Genomic DNA, 15,286 nt, shown 5'->3' with positions numbered 1-15,286 from the left:
CAAGGGCGGCTGTGTCCTAAGATGGGCGAATGGACACCGCTCCCCTGATCCGTCGCCATACCGCGAACCATGCCGGCCGCGATTTCGTCGTCGGCGATCTGCACGGCTGCGTCGAACCGCTGCGCGTGCTGCTGCACACCGTGCGCTTCGATCCGGCGCGCGACCGGCTGTTCTCCGTCGGCGATCTCGTCGACCGCGGCGCGCAGTCGGAAGCGGCGCTCGCGCTGCTCGAGCGCCCGTGGTTCCACTGTGTGCTCGGCAATCACGAGGACGTGCTGTGCTCGGTCGCGGACGGCAGGCTGCCGATGAGCGTCTGGAAGCGCATCGGCGGCGACTGGGCGTCCGACCTGCCCGTCGCGACGCTCGAATGCTATGCGCGACGGCTGCGCGAACTGCCGCTCGTGCGCGTCGTCGGCGAAGGCGACGAGCGCTTCAACGTGCTGCACGCGGAATTCTTCGGCAGCGACGCCGACCTCGATCGCGGCGACTACGCGCCCGACGTGATCACACGCCTGCTGTGGGGCCGCGAGCTCGCGTACGGCCGCACCGACCCGGCCGCACGCCAGATCGGCATGTCGACCACGTATTGCGGCCACACGCCGATGCACGACGTCGTGAGAATCGGCGCGCAGACGTTCATCGACACCGGCGCGTTCGATCCGTCGGGCCGGCTCACGCTGCTCGACACGCGCAGCGGCGAAAGCTGGTCGCTGTCGGTCGCGGCCGCGCGCCAACAGGGCGCGGCGGACGTGCCGCTGCCTTGATGCGCGGGCCGCGGCGCCACCGTGGAGCCGCGACGGCGCAACGATGCTGCCTTGCGCCGGGCGTCCCGCCGCGCGCCGCCCGCATCGTCAGCCGATCTGACTCAGCTCGAACACCGCGTCGATCGCCGCGCCGTTCCAGTTGTACTCGAGATACGCGGCGTGGTGACAATCGCGCAGCAGCAGCGTCCTGAACGCCGCGAGACATTCGCCTCCCGGGTCCCGCACCGACGGATACGCGACGCCCGCGCCGCCCGCCTCGCGCACCGCACGGCCGAACGCCTGCCCGGCTGCATAGTCGGCGGGATCGAGAAACGCCGGATCGCGCTCGCGCCACGCGCGCAGGTCGGCGACCTCGCCGTGCGCGGCCACCGTGTAGAGACGCATCTGCTGACGCATCGGCGGCTCCTTCGTCGCCGCGAGGAACAGCGACGCGTGATAGCGCGTCTCCGCAATCGCCGTGTTGCGCGTGTGCGCGCAATAAAACACGCCGTAGCTGCCGTCGGAGAAACGGCTGCCGTTCGGATTCAGGTGCGTGAACGCGGCCATGATCGGCCCGTAGCCCGGCCCGAAGCGCCGCTCGTCGGGCGGCACGAGACCGAGCACGCCCACCTCGGTACGCACGCGATCGTTGGTCAACGCCTCGAGCGCGTACAGCGCGTCGAAATCCTCGGCCGACGCGACGCGGTCGAACAGATTGATCGCGGGAAAGCGCGTGGGGATCACGCGGTAGGCGGGTGCCCAGTCGAGCGCCGCGACGGGCCAGTTCGTCTGCCGTTCGGGAAAGATCACGCCCATCCGCCTCGCGTCGCGTCGAGATATTGGCGCACCGCGACGAGATCGCTGACGTTCCCCGCGAGCATCCGGTCGAGCGCGCGCCTGCCGTTGAACGGCGCGGCGTCGTTCGGCCGCTTGACCCACGCGTCCGCCGCGGCGGGCTGCGGCAGCAGGATCTGCAGCGCCTTGTAGATGCCGAGCACGAGCGACAGGCGCTCGAGCGTATCGTGCGTGAGGCGCGCGGTTTGCGGCGACGCCTTCCATTTGAAGAACGTCGAGCGGCCGGGCGAGCCCAGCAGGACGATCTGCTCGTCGGTCGACAGCTCCCAGTCGCGCGCGATGTTGAAGAACGCGCGCAGGCCGGCCGCCGACATTTGCGCGACCGTCGCCTCCGGCGGATTCGGCAGCGGCTTCAAAGCAGGACGGGACATGGCAGTTAGTCTCAAAATGAATCTACTAACAATATTAGTCCATTTCGGGATCTTTACAAGGAAAATAATGGCTGATCCCAATAAGCTGCGGATTGGGTGAATTAGTGGGGTCGGAAATCATATGCGGCCTTCCGCGCCGCCGCCCTCGCCGGCTTGCGCGCCCGTGCGCGCGGCACTCGCAGCGAATCGCGCGTGGCCCATTCGACGCCGGCACGCGAGACGGCAACGCGCCTGGCGGTCGAGCGTCGGCCTCCGCTCGGGCGACGAAAAATGCGGATCTCACGCGCGCGAAATGTCCGGATGCGTTCGCGCGTGCGCGGGATGAGCTGAAGCTGCCGGAAGAGCAGCCGGCGAGAAACGGAATCGGGATGAAGGGAGGCCGATGCAGCGCGCTCGCGGATATGTTTCCCGGCGCGCCGTGGAGCGCGTGGAGCGCGCGTGGAGCGTAAAAAAATAGGCCGGAGCGCGCGCGAGTGCGAACGAAAAGCGCATGAAGAACGCACGCCGCGCGCCGCGATGCCGCACCGGACAAGCCGCCAGTGCGACGGCCCGCCCGCGAGCTCACCGGCTCACGCCGGCTCCGCGCTGTCGAGCTCGATCGGCGGCAGCGTTAGCGCCGCGCGCGCCTGCGTCGCCGCGACGATGCCGTCGACGCGCGCGAGATGATGACGGTTGTCGTAGTCCCATGGATGGAAGCCCGGCCGGAGGAAACTCAGCCACTCGCGCGCGATCTTCGGAAACAGTCCACGACGCGGCCCGTACAGCAGGCCGACCACGCGCCAAAGGCCGCGCACGCTCTTGTCCGACGTGCGGTCCCAACGGATCAACTGCGAATGGATCAGGAACACGTTCGGCCAGAACGTCATCGTCGTCAGCAAATACACGCCGATGCGGATCAGGTATCGCTTCGGCCCTGGCTTCATCACCGCATTCCAGACGTCGAACGACACCGCCTTGTGCTCGGTCTCCTCGAGCGCGTGCCACTGCCACATCTGCTTGTAGCCTTCATGCGAGCCGGCCAGCGCGGACGGCTCGGTCAGCAGCCAGTTGGCCAGCATCGCCGTATAGTGCTCGGCCGCGACCGTGTGCGCGAGCTGCACCGAATGCGGCAGCACCTTCTTCATCCAGCCCGTCACTTTCCACACGCGCCTGTCGATCGTGCGCGCCGGCAACCGGTGCGCCTGCATCAGATCGTTGTACTCGACGTGCTCGCGCGTGTGCATCGCCTCCTGGCCGATGAAGCCGAGCACCTGTTTCTTCAGCACCGGATCGTCGATTCGGTCGCGGTAGTTGCGCACCGAATCCATGAAGAAACGCTCGCCCGCCGGAAACAGCAGCGACAGCGCATTGAAGAAGTGCGAGACTTGCGAGCCCTGCCCATGCCAATCCGTCGCGCGCTCGACCGGCAGATTGAAGCGCAGGTCGCGGCGCACGGGCATGACGAACACGGGGTCCGTCGACTTCGCGGGTTGATTCATCGATGTCTCCTGTCTGGGCGGCCGAGGACGGCGTCGATGCGAGCCATGCCCGGCATCCGGCCGGCGTCGCGCTCGTCGCGTTCGTCGGCGAACGCTCGCGCGGCCGACGGATCGACGTCGATCGCGCGCTTCCGGCTCCGCACGCCGGGGCCGCCGCATCGAGCGGCCCCGGCCTCGCGCGCCCGCCGTGCGGCCGCCGACCTTTACATTAATAACTGAAACAATATGGCGAGGAGCCGCGGATAGGCAAGGCGCGAGTTAGTGGCGGCCTTCCAAACGCCGGCCGCGCGAGAAGCGCCGTGCGGCCGGCCCGTGAGCCCCGTGCAGCGGGGGTTTCGGCGCGACGGCGCGGGCCGCCGCCCGGGCTTGCAAACGCGATCGCCGGGCGCATTTTTGCCGCATCGCGCGAAGCGGCGAACGCGGCGCGCCGCGAAATCCGGCCGAGTTCGCGCGGCTCCCCTACAATAGCGGTCATTTCGTTTCAATCAGGAGCATTTCATGACAGCCGTCACCACCGAATCCGGCCTCAAATACGAAGACTTGACCGAAGGCACGGGCGCACAAGCGCAAGCGGGCCAGACCGTGAGCGTCCATTACACCGGCTGGCTCACCGACGGCCAGAAATTCGATTCGAGCAAGGACCGCAACGACCCGTTCGCGTTCGTGCTCGGCGGCGGCATGGTCATCAAGGGCTGGGACGAAGGCGTGCAGGGGATGAAGGTGGGCGGCGTGCGCCGCCTCACGATCCCGCCGCAGCTCGGCTACGGCGCGCGCGGCGCGGGCGGCGTGATTCCGCCGAATGCGACGCTCGTGTTCGAAGTCGAACTGCTCGACGTCTGACGCAGGCGCCGCCCGTCGCCCCCGTTTCGCCGACCGTCGCCGCATCATGGCCCGCTTCGCTTCGCCGACTCTCTCGCTGCGCCGCTACGGCGCCGTGCAGGAATCGGACGTGCACGACTTCCATCAGATCGTGCTCGGCGTCGACGGCGCGATGACGATGATGGTCGACGGCGTCGACGAGCGGATCGACCGCCGCTCCGCATGGCTGATTCCGGCCGGCTCGCGGCACGAATACGCGGGGCTCGCCGACAACAGCCAACTGGTGCTCGACCTGCCGCTCGGCTCGCTCGCCGTGCCCGAGCGGCTGTTCGAGCGCGCGAAGACGATCGCGATCGATCCGGGCCTCACGGCGCTCGTCGGCGAACTCGCGGCGCGCGTCGACGCGCTGTCGGCCCGGCGCCTCCATTGGCAGGCGGCCGCACGGCTATGCGGCGCGCTCGTCGGCGAATTGGGCGGCGCTTCGTCGATGCAGCCCGCCGCCGGGCTCGACTTCGCGCGGATCGATCGCTGGCTGCGCGCGCATCTCGCCGAGCCGCTGCGCATCGCCGATCTCGCCGCACACTGCGGCTTCGGCATGCGCCGCTTCCATCAGCTCTTCTGCGACGCGTTCGGCGAGACGCCGCATCGCTATCTGCAGCGGTTGCGGCTCGACGCCGCCGTCGTATTGCTCGGTGATCCGAAGCGTTCGCTCGCCGACATCGCCGGCGAAATCGGATTCGCCGATCAGAGCGCGTTCACGCACGCATTCACGAAACGGTTCGGGCTCGCGCCCGGCCGGTGGCGCGGCGGCCGGCACTGAGCCTTCCGGCGCGAGCGTTCTTGCTCGTGCCGCATGCCGCGCGCGACGAGCGCGCGCGACGAGCAGGCTCCTGCTCGCGTCCAAGCGCTCGCCCATTTCGTCGTCGATCATTCGAGCGGCCAGCGAAGCGGCATTGCACCGCGAGGCACACCGCGCCTCCATCCGGCGTTCTCATCCGGCGATTGCGGAGCACCACGACAAAGCCGCGCGGCCCGTTCGCCCGCGACGCACATCGACCCCGGATGCGCGAACGCTCGGGCGCCACTCAAGGAACCCGGATGCGCGAACGCGCCCAGGCACCACTTCCGCGCCCTGCTACCGCGCACCGATCAGTCACCCGCTCGAATCGCCTCCTCGTAGACCTGCGCAACGCGCCGCGCGATCACCGCGTTGTCGAAATGCTCGCGCGCGTATCGCCGGCAAGCGTCCGCATCCGGCAGCACGAGCGAGCCCGACAGCGCGGCCGTCAACCCGTCCGCGATCGCGTGCGCGCCGATTTCGGGCAGCACGAGCGCATCCGACAAGCCGGCAACCGCCTCCGGCAGCCCGCCGACGGGCGTCACGAGCACCGGCGTGCCGGACGCGAGCGATTCGACGGTGATGAGCCCGAATCCTTCGAGCGCGACGGTCGGCACGACACTCACCGTCGCCGCGCGATACAGCGCGGCCAGATGGTTGTCGGGCACGAAGCCGAGCAGCTTCACGTTGTCGCCGAGTTCGGCGTCGTCGATCCGCTTCTGCAATTCGCTTTCGAGCCGCCCCTTGCCCGCGATCAGCAGCAGCACGTCCGGATGCCGACGGCGCACGATCTTCACCGCGTCGATCAGATCCTCGAGCCCCATGCGCCGCACGAGCCGCCGCACCGCGAGCACGATCGGCCGGTCCTGCGGCAGTTGCAGCTTGCGGCGCGCGTCGGCGGGCATCATCGGCAGATCGAACTGCGCGGTGTCGACGCAGCCCGGCACGACGCGCACGCGGGCCGGATCGATGTTGTAGCGCGACGTGAGAATCTGCCCGAACGCGCGCGACAGCACGATGAACCGCGACGAGCGCGAGTAGACCGCCTGCTCGAGCCGGTGCTTGACCTTCTGCCCAAGCGAATCCGCGCCCTCGACGTGGCTCTCGTCCGCCCACGGCCCCTGAAAATGCGACACCTGCGGAATGCCGCGCGTCACGTCGAGCCCGGGAAACGTGTACAGCGCGAAGTGCGACGACACCACGTCGGGCCGCTCGGCGCGGATCACGTCGCGCAGCGCGTGGCGCGCGGCGATCATCCGGCGCGGCAGCGACGACGTCGCCGGCCCGAAGCCGCGAATCGCGCCGCCCGTGTCGGCCGCGACGCGCTCGGAGCCCGCGACCACGCCGCGCACCGCGACGCCCGCGCCCGGCAGCGCGCCGACGAGTGCGTAATACATGCGATCGAGCCCGCCCGCCCGCTCGGGAAACCAGTGCATGCCGATTTGCAGCGACTTGATCGACGTTCCTGTGTGATTCATTACGATGGCTCCTGCGTCACGGCATGCTCGGCGCCGACGAGCGACGGCGACTGCGACGACTGGCGCAGCCGGCGATACAGCGCAATGTATTGCGCGCCCATGCGCGCCCAACCGAATCCGTCCATCAGCTTGCGTGCCGCATCGCCCATCGCGCGACACGCGTCGCGCGAGCGCGCGAGACGGCCGATCGCCTGCGCGAGCGCGGCCGGATCGTCGGGGTCCTCGAGCACGATCCCGCAATCCGGCGTGATGATCTCCGCCCCGCCCGCGGTGCGCGCGGTCACGACGGGCAGCCCCGCCGCCATCGCCTCGAGCAGCGACAGGCTCATCGCTTCGTAGCGCGAAGGAAACACATACGCGTCGACCGACGACATCAGCGTCGGCATGTTCTTCACGAGCCCGAGAAAGTGCACGCGCGAATCGATCTTCAGCGCACGCGCCTCGTCCGGATACGGACTTCCCGGCAAAGATCCCGCGACCGCCAAGTGCACGTCGGGCGGCAACTGCGTCAGCGCCTTCAGCACGGTGCCGAGGTTCTTGCGCGGCGTGCGCAGATCGCCGACGAACAGCAGCATGAACGGTTCGGACGGCAAACCGAATGCGCGGCGATCGGGCGTCGCGCTCGCAAACGCCTGCGCGTCGACGCCGTTGTAGATCACGCCGATCCGGTCGCCGTCGATGCCGATCCGGCGGATCTCGTCGGCCACCTTCTGCGACACGGCCGTGATCGCGCGCGAGCGGCGATACGCCCAGCGTTCGAGCAGCGTGTTGGTTCGCGTATAGACGTACTGATACGCGGACCACACTCCCTTCGTGAGGCCGAACGGGTAATAACGGCTCGCGAACCAGCCGCCGTGGACGAAATGCGCGGTGTTCACGTCGGCGCGCACCCAAGCGATGAAGCCGTTGACGTGAAGCACGTCGTACGCATCGCGATGGCGGCGCAGCCACCATGCGCTCTTGATCGCGAACACCTGCTGCTTGACGAGGGTCGACGGCCAGAAGCGGCCGGATTTCACCGGAATCCAGCGCACGCGCGCATCGGCGAGCAGCTCCGGCGCGACGTGCGACGCGACGAGCGTCACTTGATAGTTCTCCGCGAGCGCGGCTCGCGCGATCTCGTAATTGACGCGTCCCTGGCCGTCGTTATGCCGCACGACGTGCGTGACGATAGCGATTCTCATTGTTCGGCTCCCGGAAAACGCGCGGCGCTCGCGCGCTGTAGCTTTTGCCAGTGCGCCGCGGACAAGATCGAAAATATGCTCATGAACAGCAACAGCCCTCCTGTGCCGATGAACGAATTGGTAAAGACGAGCATCGCGAAGACAGACAAACTGAGACTCAGGCACGCGGCGACGAACTTGTCGCTGCGCAGCCTGAACGACACGCGCAGCGCACGAGCGAGCAGCCAAACGAGCCCGAGCAGGTAGAGCAGCGTGCCGGGCCAGCCGAGCACGAACGGCACGTTCATCACGCCGCTGTCGAAGCTGCCGTACTTGCCGAGGTTGCCGCTGTCGCTCGACAGTTTCGTCGACGCGCCGGTCGCGCCGAGCCCTTCGCCCGCGACGTCGGTAAACGCGGTCTGCGCGAACGTCGCGTAGAACTTGTTGCGATCGTCGTAGCTGCGATCGTCCTTCAGGTTCGTGATCGTCTGCAGACGCTGGCCGAGGCGGTCCGCGACGGGGCCGACGGTCAAAAGCGGCACGCACAGCGCGGCCAGCACGATCGCGCTGCCGATGATCCGCACGCGCACGCGATTGCTCGATTTCGCGAGCTGGATAGCGAGCGCGATCACCCAGCCGCCCCACGTCGAACGCACGAGGCACAGGCAGAACGAGATGAAGCCCGCCGCCCCCGCGAGCCAGCGCACGCGCTCGGTCGCGGCGATCATGAACACGAGCGCGCCCATCATCGCGAACGCGAACGGGCCCGACGAATTCATCGTGCTGAACACACGCACGCCGTACGGCACCGGATCGCCCTGCGAATTCATCTGCGAGCCGATCATCCACAGCGCATCCCATTTCGGCATCGCGAAGAACTGCACGATCCCGTAGATGCCCATCACGAACATCCCCCAGACGAACGTCGACAGGATCACCTTGCGGTACTCGGGGTAATCGCGCGAATGCACGACGATGTGAAAGCCGATCACCACCGGGTAGAGCCAGTTCGCGAGGTCGTAGGTCGCGGCGAGCGGGCCGCTCGACACGACGCCGACGAGGAACGCGTACATCAGGCCGAACAGGATCAGCAGCACCGGCAGTCCGCGCCGTTCCGCGAGCACCCGGTAGTGGCGCAGCAGGCCGAGCCCCGCGATCATCGTGACCGCGAGCGGCGCGATCTGGATCAGGCTCGTGGGCGTGTACGCGCCCTTCGACCAGTCGGCGAGACGCCGCACTTCCGGACTCAGGAACCACATCCACCACATGAAGCCGACGTAGCGCGCCGGGTTCACGAAATACAGCCACAAGCCGGTTGCCACCGCGAGGCACGGAAAACCGTACGTCAGAAGCGTGCCCTGATGCGCGGCGATCAGCAGCCCCGTGACGGTCCACAATCCCGCCTGCGCGACCCAATGCTTCGGATCGCCAAGCAGCTTTCGCCGGCTCGCGCCGCCGCCGGATGCGGGAACGGGCAGGGTCGTCACGCTCACCGTCGCGGCCCTCACCCGTTCGAGCGCGAACGCGAATCCGCGAACGACAGCGCCGCCGCGGCCGTCGCGTGCGCGCGCCGGCGCTTGAGCAGATCGCGCGTGATCCGAACGTGCTGCTCGGCGAACTGCTGCGTCGTCAGATCGCGCGCCTTCAGCCGGCGCGCGGCCGCCCGCGCGCGCGCGAGCGCCTGCTCGGGCCGCGCGGCGAGCGCATCGGCCGCGCGCCGCAACGCGCCAGCGTCGAACGGCTGCACGTATGTCGCCGTACCGTGCGGGAAATAGTCGCGCAGCCCGCCGACGTCGCTCACGATCATCGGTTTCCCGACGGCCGCCGCCTCGAGCATCACCGTAATGCCCGACGCATGATGATTGGGCCGCAGCGGCACGACGATCAGATCCGCCCAGTCATATAGTTCGCGCTGCTTGACGATGCCCGAAGCAGGCGCGATCTCGACGTTCGGCGCGTGCAGCGCGCGCGAAATCCGGCGGCGCGTGGCGAGCCGCACGTCATAGCGCGAATCGCCGCCGAACGCGGTGACGAACGTCTTCCAGTCGCGATCGCGATCATTGCCGATCGCGGCGATCCGCAACGGCCGATGCGGCGACCATGCGTCCGGCACGCGCACCGGAAAATCCTGCGTGTTCAGCCCGTAGTACACGTGCAGTGCATCGCGCCGCAGGTAGCGGCGGCACAGCTCGGCGTTGTTGCGCGCGAGCGTCGTCAGCACGTCCGCGCGGCCGATCAGCATCCGATACGCCCAACGGCGCACGCCGCCGTAGTCGGGCCATTTGTCGAACAGCCACACGCTTTGCGCGAGCAGCAGCGGCTTCGCGCCGCGCGCGCCGGACAGCTTCAGCACGAGCGCCACCGCAAGATGCTCCTGTTCGGTGTGCGTCCAGATCACGTCGGAACCCAGCAGCTCGGCGCGGTTGCGCCACGCATGCATCAGATCGAAGCCGAGCACGTACTTCAGCGCACGACGGCCGACGCTGATGAGCCTGTTCTCGCGCGCATCGCGCGAATACGTCAGTGCGAACTCTTCGGACTCCGCATGGTGATAGCCGTACAGGCAGCCGATGTCGTCGCCCTTGCGATAGGTGCGCGGATCGGCGCCGTAAAAGAGATGAACGTGAACCTTCGTGGCGATCATGCGGTAACTCCAGCCCGAAACAAGTGAATCCGAAACGTGTCGCTCATCGCGCGACGCCGGCGTGCGGCGCGTGCGTCACGCGCCGCGCGTCGTGTGCGCCTCGCCGCACAGCACGCCATCGCGCGCGCATGCTCGCGCCGTTCTTCGCCGCGACGGTCAGCGCGACGTGCGCGAGCCCCGGATACACGCGGGTACCGACGAACGTCCACCACCACCACGCGATCATGCGCCGCGCGGGCGGCAAATGCTCGCGCAAGGTCAGATGCAGGTTGTATGCAGCGTTCGACAGCGCGGCCATCGATGCGGCGTCGCGGCGGTCGTCGTCGAAGCGCTCGGCCGGATAGTGATCGACCGCGACAGCCGGGTCGTAGACGAGCTTCCACCCCGCGCGCTTCACGCACATGCTGAACGACGTGTCGTTGTGCGTCTGCGCGCCCGCGCCGCGAAGGCGCGTGTCGAAACGCAGGCCCTCGATCGCCGCGCGGCGATAGCTCATGTTCGCGCCTTTCAGCGTATCGACTTCGCGCGCGCCACCTACGCCGAGATGATGATTGCCGATGATCTTGCCCGACACGGTGAGCCGGCCGACGAGCGGACGTTCGCCGTCGAGCAGGCAGCCTTTTTCGTGCACCCAGTCGCGGCCGCCTACCGCGCCGACGCGCGGATCGGTGGCGAATATCGCGCCGATCCGTTCGAGCCAGTCGGCGCGCGGCGCGGCATCGTCGTCGGTGATCGCGATCACGTCGCCGCGCGCCGCGTCGAGCCCACGATTGAGCGCCGCCACCTGCCCCGGCACGTCGACCGCGACCACGCGCAGCGCAAGCGCGCCGCACACGCCCGGATCGGCGAGCCGCTCGTGGGTCGCGTCGTCGTCGGCGCGCGCGACGACGATCACCTCGTCGGGCGCGACGCGCTGCCGCTGCAACGCGATCAGGCAGCGCGCGAGATCCGCCGGACGCCGGTAGGTCGGCACGAGTACGGAAATTTTCATCGTCACCTCGTCGATCGGAGAATGGCCCGCGTCACGCGCTCAGGTATTCGTGCACGGCGGCATAGCCTCGGCCGTAGCCGCGCGTGCGCGCCGGCACGCCGTTGAAGATCCCGCCTTGCAGCGGCACGCCCGCGGTACGCAGCCGCTTGATCGCGTCGCCGATCTCGCCCTCGGTGTGCATGCCGGAGCGCAGCACGAGGAACGTCGATCCGGCGAGCTCGCCGAAGATCGTCGCGTCGGTGACGGCAAGAATCGGCGGCGAATCGACGATCACCATGTCGTAGCGCTTCGCGAGGCCGTCGAGGTATTGCGACAGACGCGGCGACATCAGCAGCTCCGACGGGTTCGGCGGACGCGAGCCGGACGGGATGAACGACAGCCCCGGCACCGACGTTTCGCGAATCGACTCTTCGAGCGCGACCTGATCGCTCAGCAACTCCGACAAGCCGTTCTTCTCGCCCATGCCGAAGTAGCGGTCGAGCGTGCCGCGCCGCATGTCCGCATCGATCAGCAGCACGCGCTTGCCCGAATGCGCGACGAGCGCGGCGAGATTCACGGCGAGGAAGCTCTTGCCGATGCCGGGCGTCGGGCCCGTCAGCACGATCACGCGGTTCTTCGCGTCCATCAGCGCGAACTGCATCGCGGTGCGCAGGCTGCGCAGGCTTTCGACGCTCATGTCCTTCGGGCGCGCGCACGCGAGAATCGGCCGCACGCGGCTGCCCTTGTCGGCGGCGTCGAAGCGCGCCTGCTCGGCGCTCATCGGCACGAGGCCGTACAGCGGAAGATTGAACGCGCGCTCGACGCGATCCGGGTCCTCGATGCCATGGAACAGGTTGCGGCGCAGGAACACGACGCTCGTGCCGAGAATCAGGCCGAGCAGCGCCGCCGCCGACAGGATCAGCACCTTCTTCGGCTTGACCGGCACGCCCGGGCGCAGCGCCGCGTCGACGAGCCGGATGTTGCCGCCCGTGCCGGCCTTCTGCACCGACAGCTCCTGCACGCGGTTGAGCAGCAGCACGTAGATGTCTTCCGCAACCTTCGCGTTGCGCTGCAATGCGACCGCCTTCACCTCGGTCGCCGGCAGCCCGCGGAACTTGCCGTCGTACTTCGCACGCTCCCCTTCGAGCTGCGCGAGCTGCTGCTTTGCCGCGACGACGAGCGGATGCTCGTCCGTGTAGCGCTGCGCGAGCGCCGCGAGTTGCAGCCGCTGCGCGGCGATCTGCTGCTCGTACTGGACGCTGCCTTCGAGGTAGACCTTCGCTTCGTCGCTCGCGTTGATCGAGCCGGACGTGCGCTGATATTGGGTGAGCTCCGCCTCCGCACGCTCGAGGTCCGATTTCAGACGCGGCTCTTCGTTCTTCAGGAACTCGAGCATCTTCGTCGCTTCCGCCTGCTTGCTCGTCACGTGCTGATGCAGGTACGACTGCGCGAGCGCGTTCGCGATCTGCGCGGTTTGTTCGGGGTCCTTGCCTTCGAGCGAGATCTGGATCACGCCCGTCTGCTTGCCCTGCTCGGCCACCTGAATCGCCGACTGGAACGCGGTGATCGCATCGAGATCGTTCTGCCGGACCACCGTGAAGCGGGTGCCGGGACGCGCGACGAGCTTCGATACGTTGATGGTCACGCCGCCGCCCTGCTCGCTCTCGCCGACCTTGCCGCGCACGAGCACATTGCCGTCCGGATCGGCCAGCGTGTAGCCGCCGTCCGTGCCGGCCGTCAGCGTCAGCTTCTTGCCCTCGAGCGCGGGCGACACGTCGATCGAATCGACGTTCGCGTCCTCGCCGCCCCACGCGTACGACGACAACCCGAGCCACGGCTTCGCCGGATGGTCTGGTGCCGCGAGCCGCGCGGCGATCGCGCCGAGAATCGGGAACGTGTCCGGCGTGACCGACGCGTTCAGCTTGAACTGCTCGACGACGGGCGCGACGACGCCGCGGCTCTTGATGATCTCGATCTCCGCATCGGTCGGCGGCGTGGGCGGCCCGCTGTTGATCATCGCGCCTGTCTGCGTTTGCGTGAGGGCCTGAGACGTGTTGTCGCCCACCTCGACGCGCACCTGCGCATCGGCCGAATAAACCGGCTTCGCGACGTAGCAGTAGAGCCCGGCGAGCGCGATCACGACAAACGCGATGCCGAGAAGCAGCCAGATATCGTCGAGAATCACCTGGATCATCTGTCCCAGGACGACGTCTTCCTCGTCGGTCTTCACCGCGAGGTCGGCATAAGGATGTTTCGCTTGCGTATTCACCATGCATTCCCGCTTGAGGTTGAGGCGGGCCGCGCGCGACGGCCCGGGACCGATCAGCGCGTGATCTGCTTCATGTAGTAAATCGACTGGATCGTCGGGAAAATCTGCTGCAGCAGGCGGTTGAAGCGCACCGATCCCGACGTGCCGACGTACACGACGTCGAGCGGCTTCAGCTGGAAGCGGCTCGACAGCATCAGCGCGTCGGGCTGCGTCATGTCGAGACGGAAGATGTCGGGCGTGTTCGGCTTGTCCTGCAAATCGCGCAGCACGTACACCTGGCGCGGATTCGCGTCGGTGTCGAGGATGCCGCCGCCCGCCGTCAGCGCGTCGGCAATGGTCAGGCGTCCCTTGAGCATCTGCACTGTCGCGGGCGTTTTCACTTCGCCCATCACGAACACGCGGCTGTCGCTGCGGTCCGGCACGTTGACGATGTCACCCGGCTGCAGCATCACGTTCTGCGTGACGTCGCCGCGATCGAGCATCCCGTTTGCGTCGAGCTGATAGAACTTGCCCTCGCGCGTGAGGCGCACGCGCTGCAGGTCCGCCTCGTTCGTCGAGCCGCCCGAGCGCGTGATCGCGTCGACGAGCGTGAGCGGCACGTCGGTGATCGCGAGCGGGCCGGGCGTCTTCACTTCGCCCGTCACCTGCACCTTCTGGCTGCGGTACGACAGCACGCGCACGTCGACCTGCGGATTCTTCACGTAGCGCGCGAGCCGCGCGGCGAGCTCGTCACGCACCTGGCCCACCGTCTTGCCCGCCGCGTGCAGGCGGCCGACGAACGGAAAGTAGATCGTGCCGTCGGACATCACCGTCTGCCCGTACGGATCGGCCTGGCCGGGCAGCGCATTCGCATACGGCTGCTGCAGCGCGCCCGCGACCGTCTGCGTCGTGTTGCCGCCGCTCGAGAACGATTGGCCTTGCGGCGTCGTCAGCTCCGGGTGATCCCAGACGGTGACGCCGAGAATGTCCTGCGGCGCGACCCGGTACACGTACTGCATCGGATCGACGAAGCGCGACGGCGGCAGCGGCCGCTCCTTATGCTGCGCGTCGGCCTGCGACACGATCATCTGCGCGGTGATGAGCTGCACGTTGTAGTGCTCGGTCGGCTGCGCATCCTTGTCGTCGAGACGCGACGTGTCGAGGTAGTTGCCGGGCGCCATCGCGCACGCCTGCAACAGCACGGCGGCGGCGACGGCAAGCGCCAGAGGTCTAAGCGAACGATTCAGCATATCTTTTGCAGCCATCCTTGAACCAGACGTTCGATCAATGTGTAGCTATCCCGATAATCGGCTTCGGGACCGCCGTAGGGATCGGCGATCTCCGCGCCCTCCCATTTGCCGAGCAGATGCACCTTGCCGCGCGCGATCGGATCGATCGCCTCGACTTCGGAAATCTGCCCGCGCTCGGTGACGAGGACGAGATCCGCGGCGCGCACGAGCACGCGGCTCAGCCGCCGCGAACGATGCGGCGCCGCGTCGACACCGCGCGCCGCGAGCAGGCGCGACATCGTCGGATCGATGCCGTCGCCGTCGTTCGCGTCGATGCCCGCCGAATGGAACGAGAGCGACGCGCGCGGCGCCATCGACTTGAACAGCAGCTCCGCGGCCGGGCTCCGGCACACGTTCGCGCGGCATACGATCAGAATATTGCGGAACATG

General features: G+C 67.9%; 14 protein-coding genes. 3 read left to right on the top strand and 11 right to left on the bottom strand.

Annotation, left to right across the window (positions count from 1 at the left end):
• Positions 1 to 29 precede the first annotated feature (29 nt).
• Positions 30 to 764 (top strand): metallophosphoesterase, encoded by a 735-nt coding sequence (locus tag WS78_RS33350; protein ID WP_059581210.1) that lies wholly within the window; start codon positions 30 to 32, stop codon positions 762 to 764.
• Positions 765 to 851: 87 nt separating this feature from the next.
• On the opposite strand, the gene WS78_RS33345 is transcribed toward WS78_RS33350, so the two are convergent.
• The 3 genes from WS78_RS33345 to WS78_RS33335 all read right to left on the bottom strand — a co-directional run bounded on the left by WS78_RS33345 (position 852) and on the right by WS78_RS33335 (position 3,447).
• Positions 852 to 1,559: an RES family NAD+ phosphorylase gene (locus WS78_RS33345; RefSeq protein ID WP_038748060.1), complete on the bottom strand. Its 708-nt coding sequence runs from the start codon at positions 1,557 to 1,559 to the stop codon at positions 852 to 854.
• Positions 1,550 to 1,969, bottom strand: a complete 420-nt coding sequence (locus tag WS78_RS33340) for an MbcA/ParS/Xre antitoxin family protein (protein ID WP_038748057.1) — start codon at positions 1,967 to 1,969, stop codon at positions 1,550 to 1,552. The genes WS78_RS33345 and WS78_RS33340 overlap by 10 nt, the downstream gene beginning before the upstream one ends.
• Positions 1,970 to 2,538: 569 nt before the next feature.
• On the bottom strand, positions 2,539 to 3,447 hold the full coding sequence (locus WS78_RS33335) for a metal-dependent hydrolase (protein ID WP_038748054.1): 909 nt from the start codon (positions 3,445 to 3,447) through the stop codon (positions 2,539 to 2,541).
• Between the two features lie 498 nt (positions 3,448 to 3,945).
• Between WS78_RS33335 and WS78_RS33325 the strand changes: the two genes are divergently transcribed.
• Both WS78_RS33325 and WS78_RS33320 read left to right on the top strand, forming a co-directional pair.
• A complete protein-coding gene (locus WS78_RS33325; protein WP_038748049.1) occupies positions 3,946 to 4,287 on the top strand; it encodes an FKBP-type peptidyl-prolyl cis-trans isomerase in 342 nt (113 codons plus the stop codon).
• A gap of 46 nt (positions 4,288 to 4,333) precedes the next feature.
• Entirely contained in the window at positions 4,334 to 5,086 is a 753-nt protein-coding gene (locus tag WS78_RS33320; protein ID WP_038748047.1) for a helix-turn-helix domain-containing protein, read from the top strand.
• Between the two features lie 329 nt (positions 5,087 to 5,415).
• On the opposite strand, the gene WS78_RS33315 is transcribed toward WS78_RS33320, so the two are convergent.
• The 8 genes from WS78_RS33315 to WS78_RS33280 are packed head-to-tail and all read right to left on the bottom strand — an operon-like array spanning position 5,416 to position 15,285.
• Positions 5,416 to 6,582, bottom strand: a complete 1,167-nt coding sequence (locus tag WS78_RS33315; protein WP_038748044.1) for a glycosyltransferase family 4 protein — start codon at positions 6,580 to 6,582, stop codon at positions 5,416 to 5,418.
• Positions 6,582 to 7,766, bottom strand: coding sequence for a glycosyltransferase family 4 protein (locus WS78_RS33310; RefSeq protein ID WP_038748041.1), 1,185 nt, complete (start codon positions 7,764 to 7,766; stop codon positions 6,582 to 6,584). The genes WS78_RS33315 and WS78_RS33310 overlap by 1 nt, the downstream gene beginning before the upstream one ends.
• Positions 7,763 to 9,238 (bottom strand): glucose-6-phosphate isomerase, encoded by a 1,476-nt coding sequence (locus WS78_RS33305; RefSeq protein WP_038748138.1) that lies wholly within the window; start codon positions 9,236 to 9,238, stop codon positions 7,763 to 7,765. Before WS78_RS33305 ends, WS78_RS33310 begins: the two co-directional genes overlap by 4 nt.
• 11 nt (positions 9,239 to 9,249) lie before the next feature.
• The gene (locus WS78_RS33300) at positions 9,250 to 10,389 is read right to left on the bottom strand and encodes a glycosyltransferase (protein ID WP_038748038.1); all 1,140 of its coding nucleotides are present in this window, start codon (positions 10,387 to 10,389) and stop codon (positions 9,250 to 9,252) included.
• Between the two features lie 43 nt (positions 10,390 to 10,432).
• Positions 10,433 to 11,380 carry a glycosyltransferase family 2 protein gene (locus WS78_RS33295; protein ID WP_059581315.1) on the bottom strand — a complete coding sequence of 316 codons (948 nt, stop codon included), beginning with the start codon at positions 11,378 to 11,380 and terminating at the stop codon, positions 10,433 to 10,435.
• Between the two features lie 31 nt (positions 11,381 to 11,411).
• Positions 11,412 to 13,631 (bottom strand): polysaccharide biosynthesis tyrosine autokinase, encoded by a 2,220-nt coding sequence (locus WS78_RS33290; protein ID WP_059581204.1) that lies wholly within the window; start codon positions 13,629 to 13,631, stop codon positions 11,412 to 11,414.
• A gap of 50 nt (positions 13,632 to 13,681) precedes the next feature.
• The gene (locus WS78_RS33285; RefSeq protein WP_059581197.1) at positions 13,682 to 14,857 is read right to left on the bottom strand and encodes a polysaccharide biosynthesis/export family protein; all 1,176 of its coding nucleotides are present in this window, start codon (positions 14,855 to 14,857) and stop codon (positions 13,682 to 13,684) included.
• Positions 14,851 to 15,285: a low molecular weight protein-tyrosine-phosphatase gene (locus tag WS78_RS33280; protein ID WP_038748030.1), complete on the bottom strand. Its 435-nt coding sequence runs from the start codon at positions 15,283 to 15,285 to the stop codon at positions 14,851 to 14,853. Before WS78_RS33280 ends, WS78_RS33285 begins: the two co-directional genes overlap by 7 nt.
• Position 15,286 lies beyond the last annotated feature (1 nt).

The organism is Burkholderia savannae (assembly GCF_001524445.2).
GTDB lineage: Bacteria > Pseudomonadota > Gammaproteobacteria > Burkholderiales > Burkholderiaceae > Burkholderia > Burkholderia savannae.
This window is presented reverse-complemented; position numbering and strand designations above follow the sequence as displayed.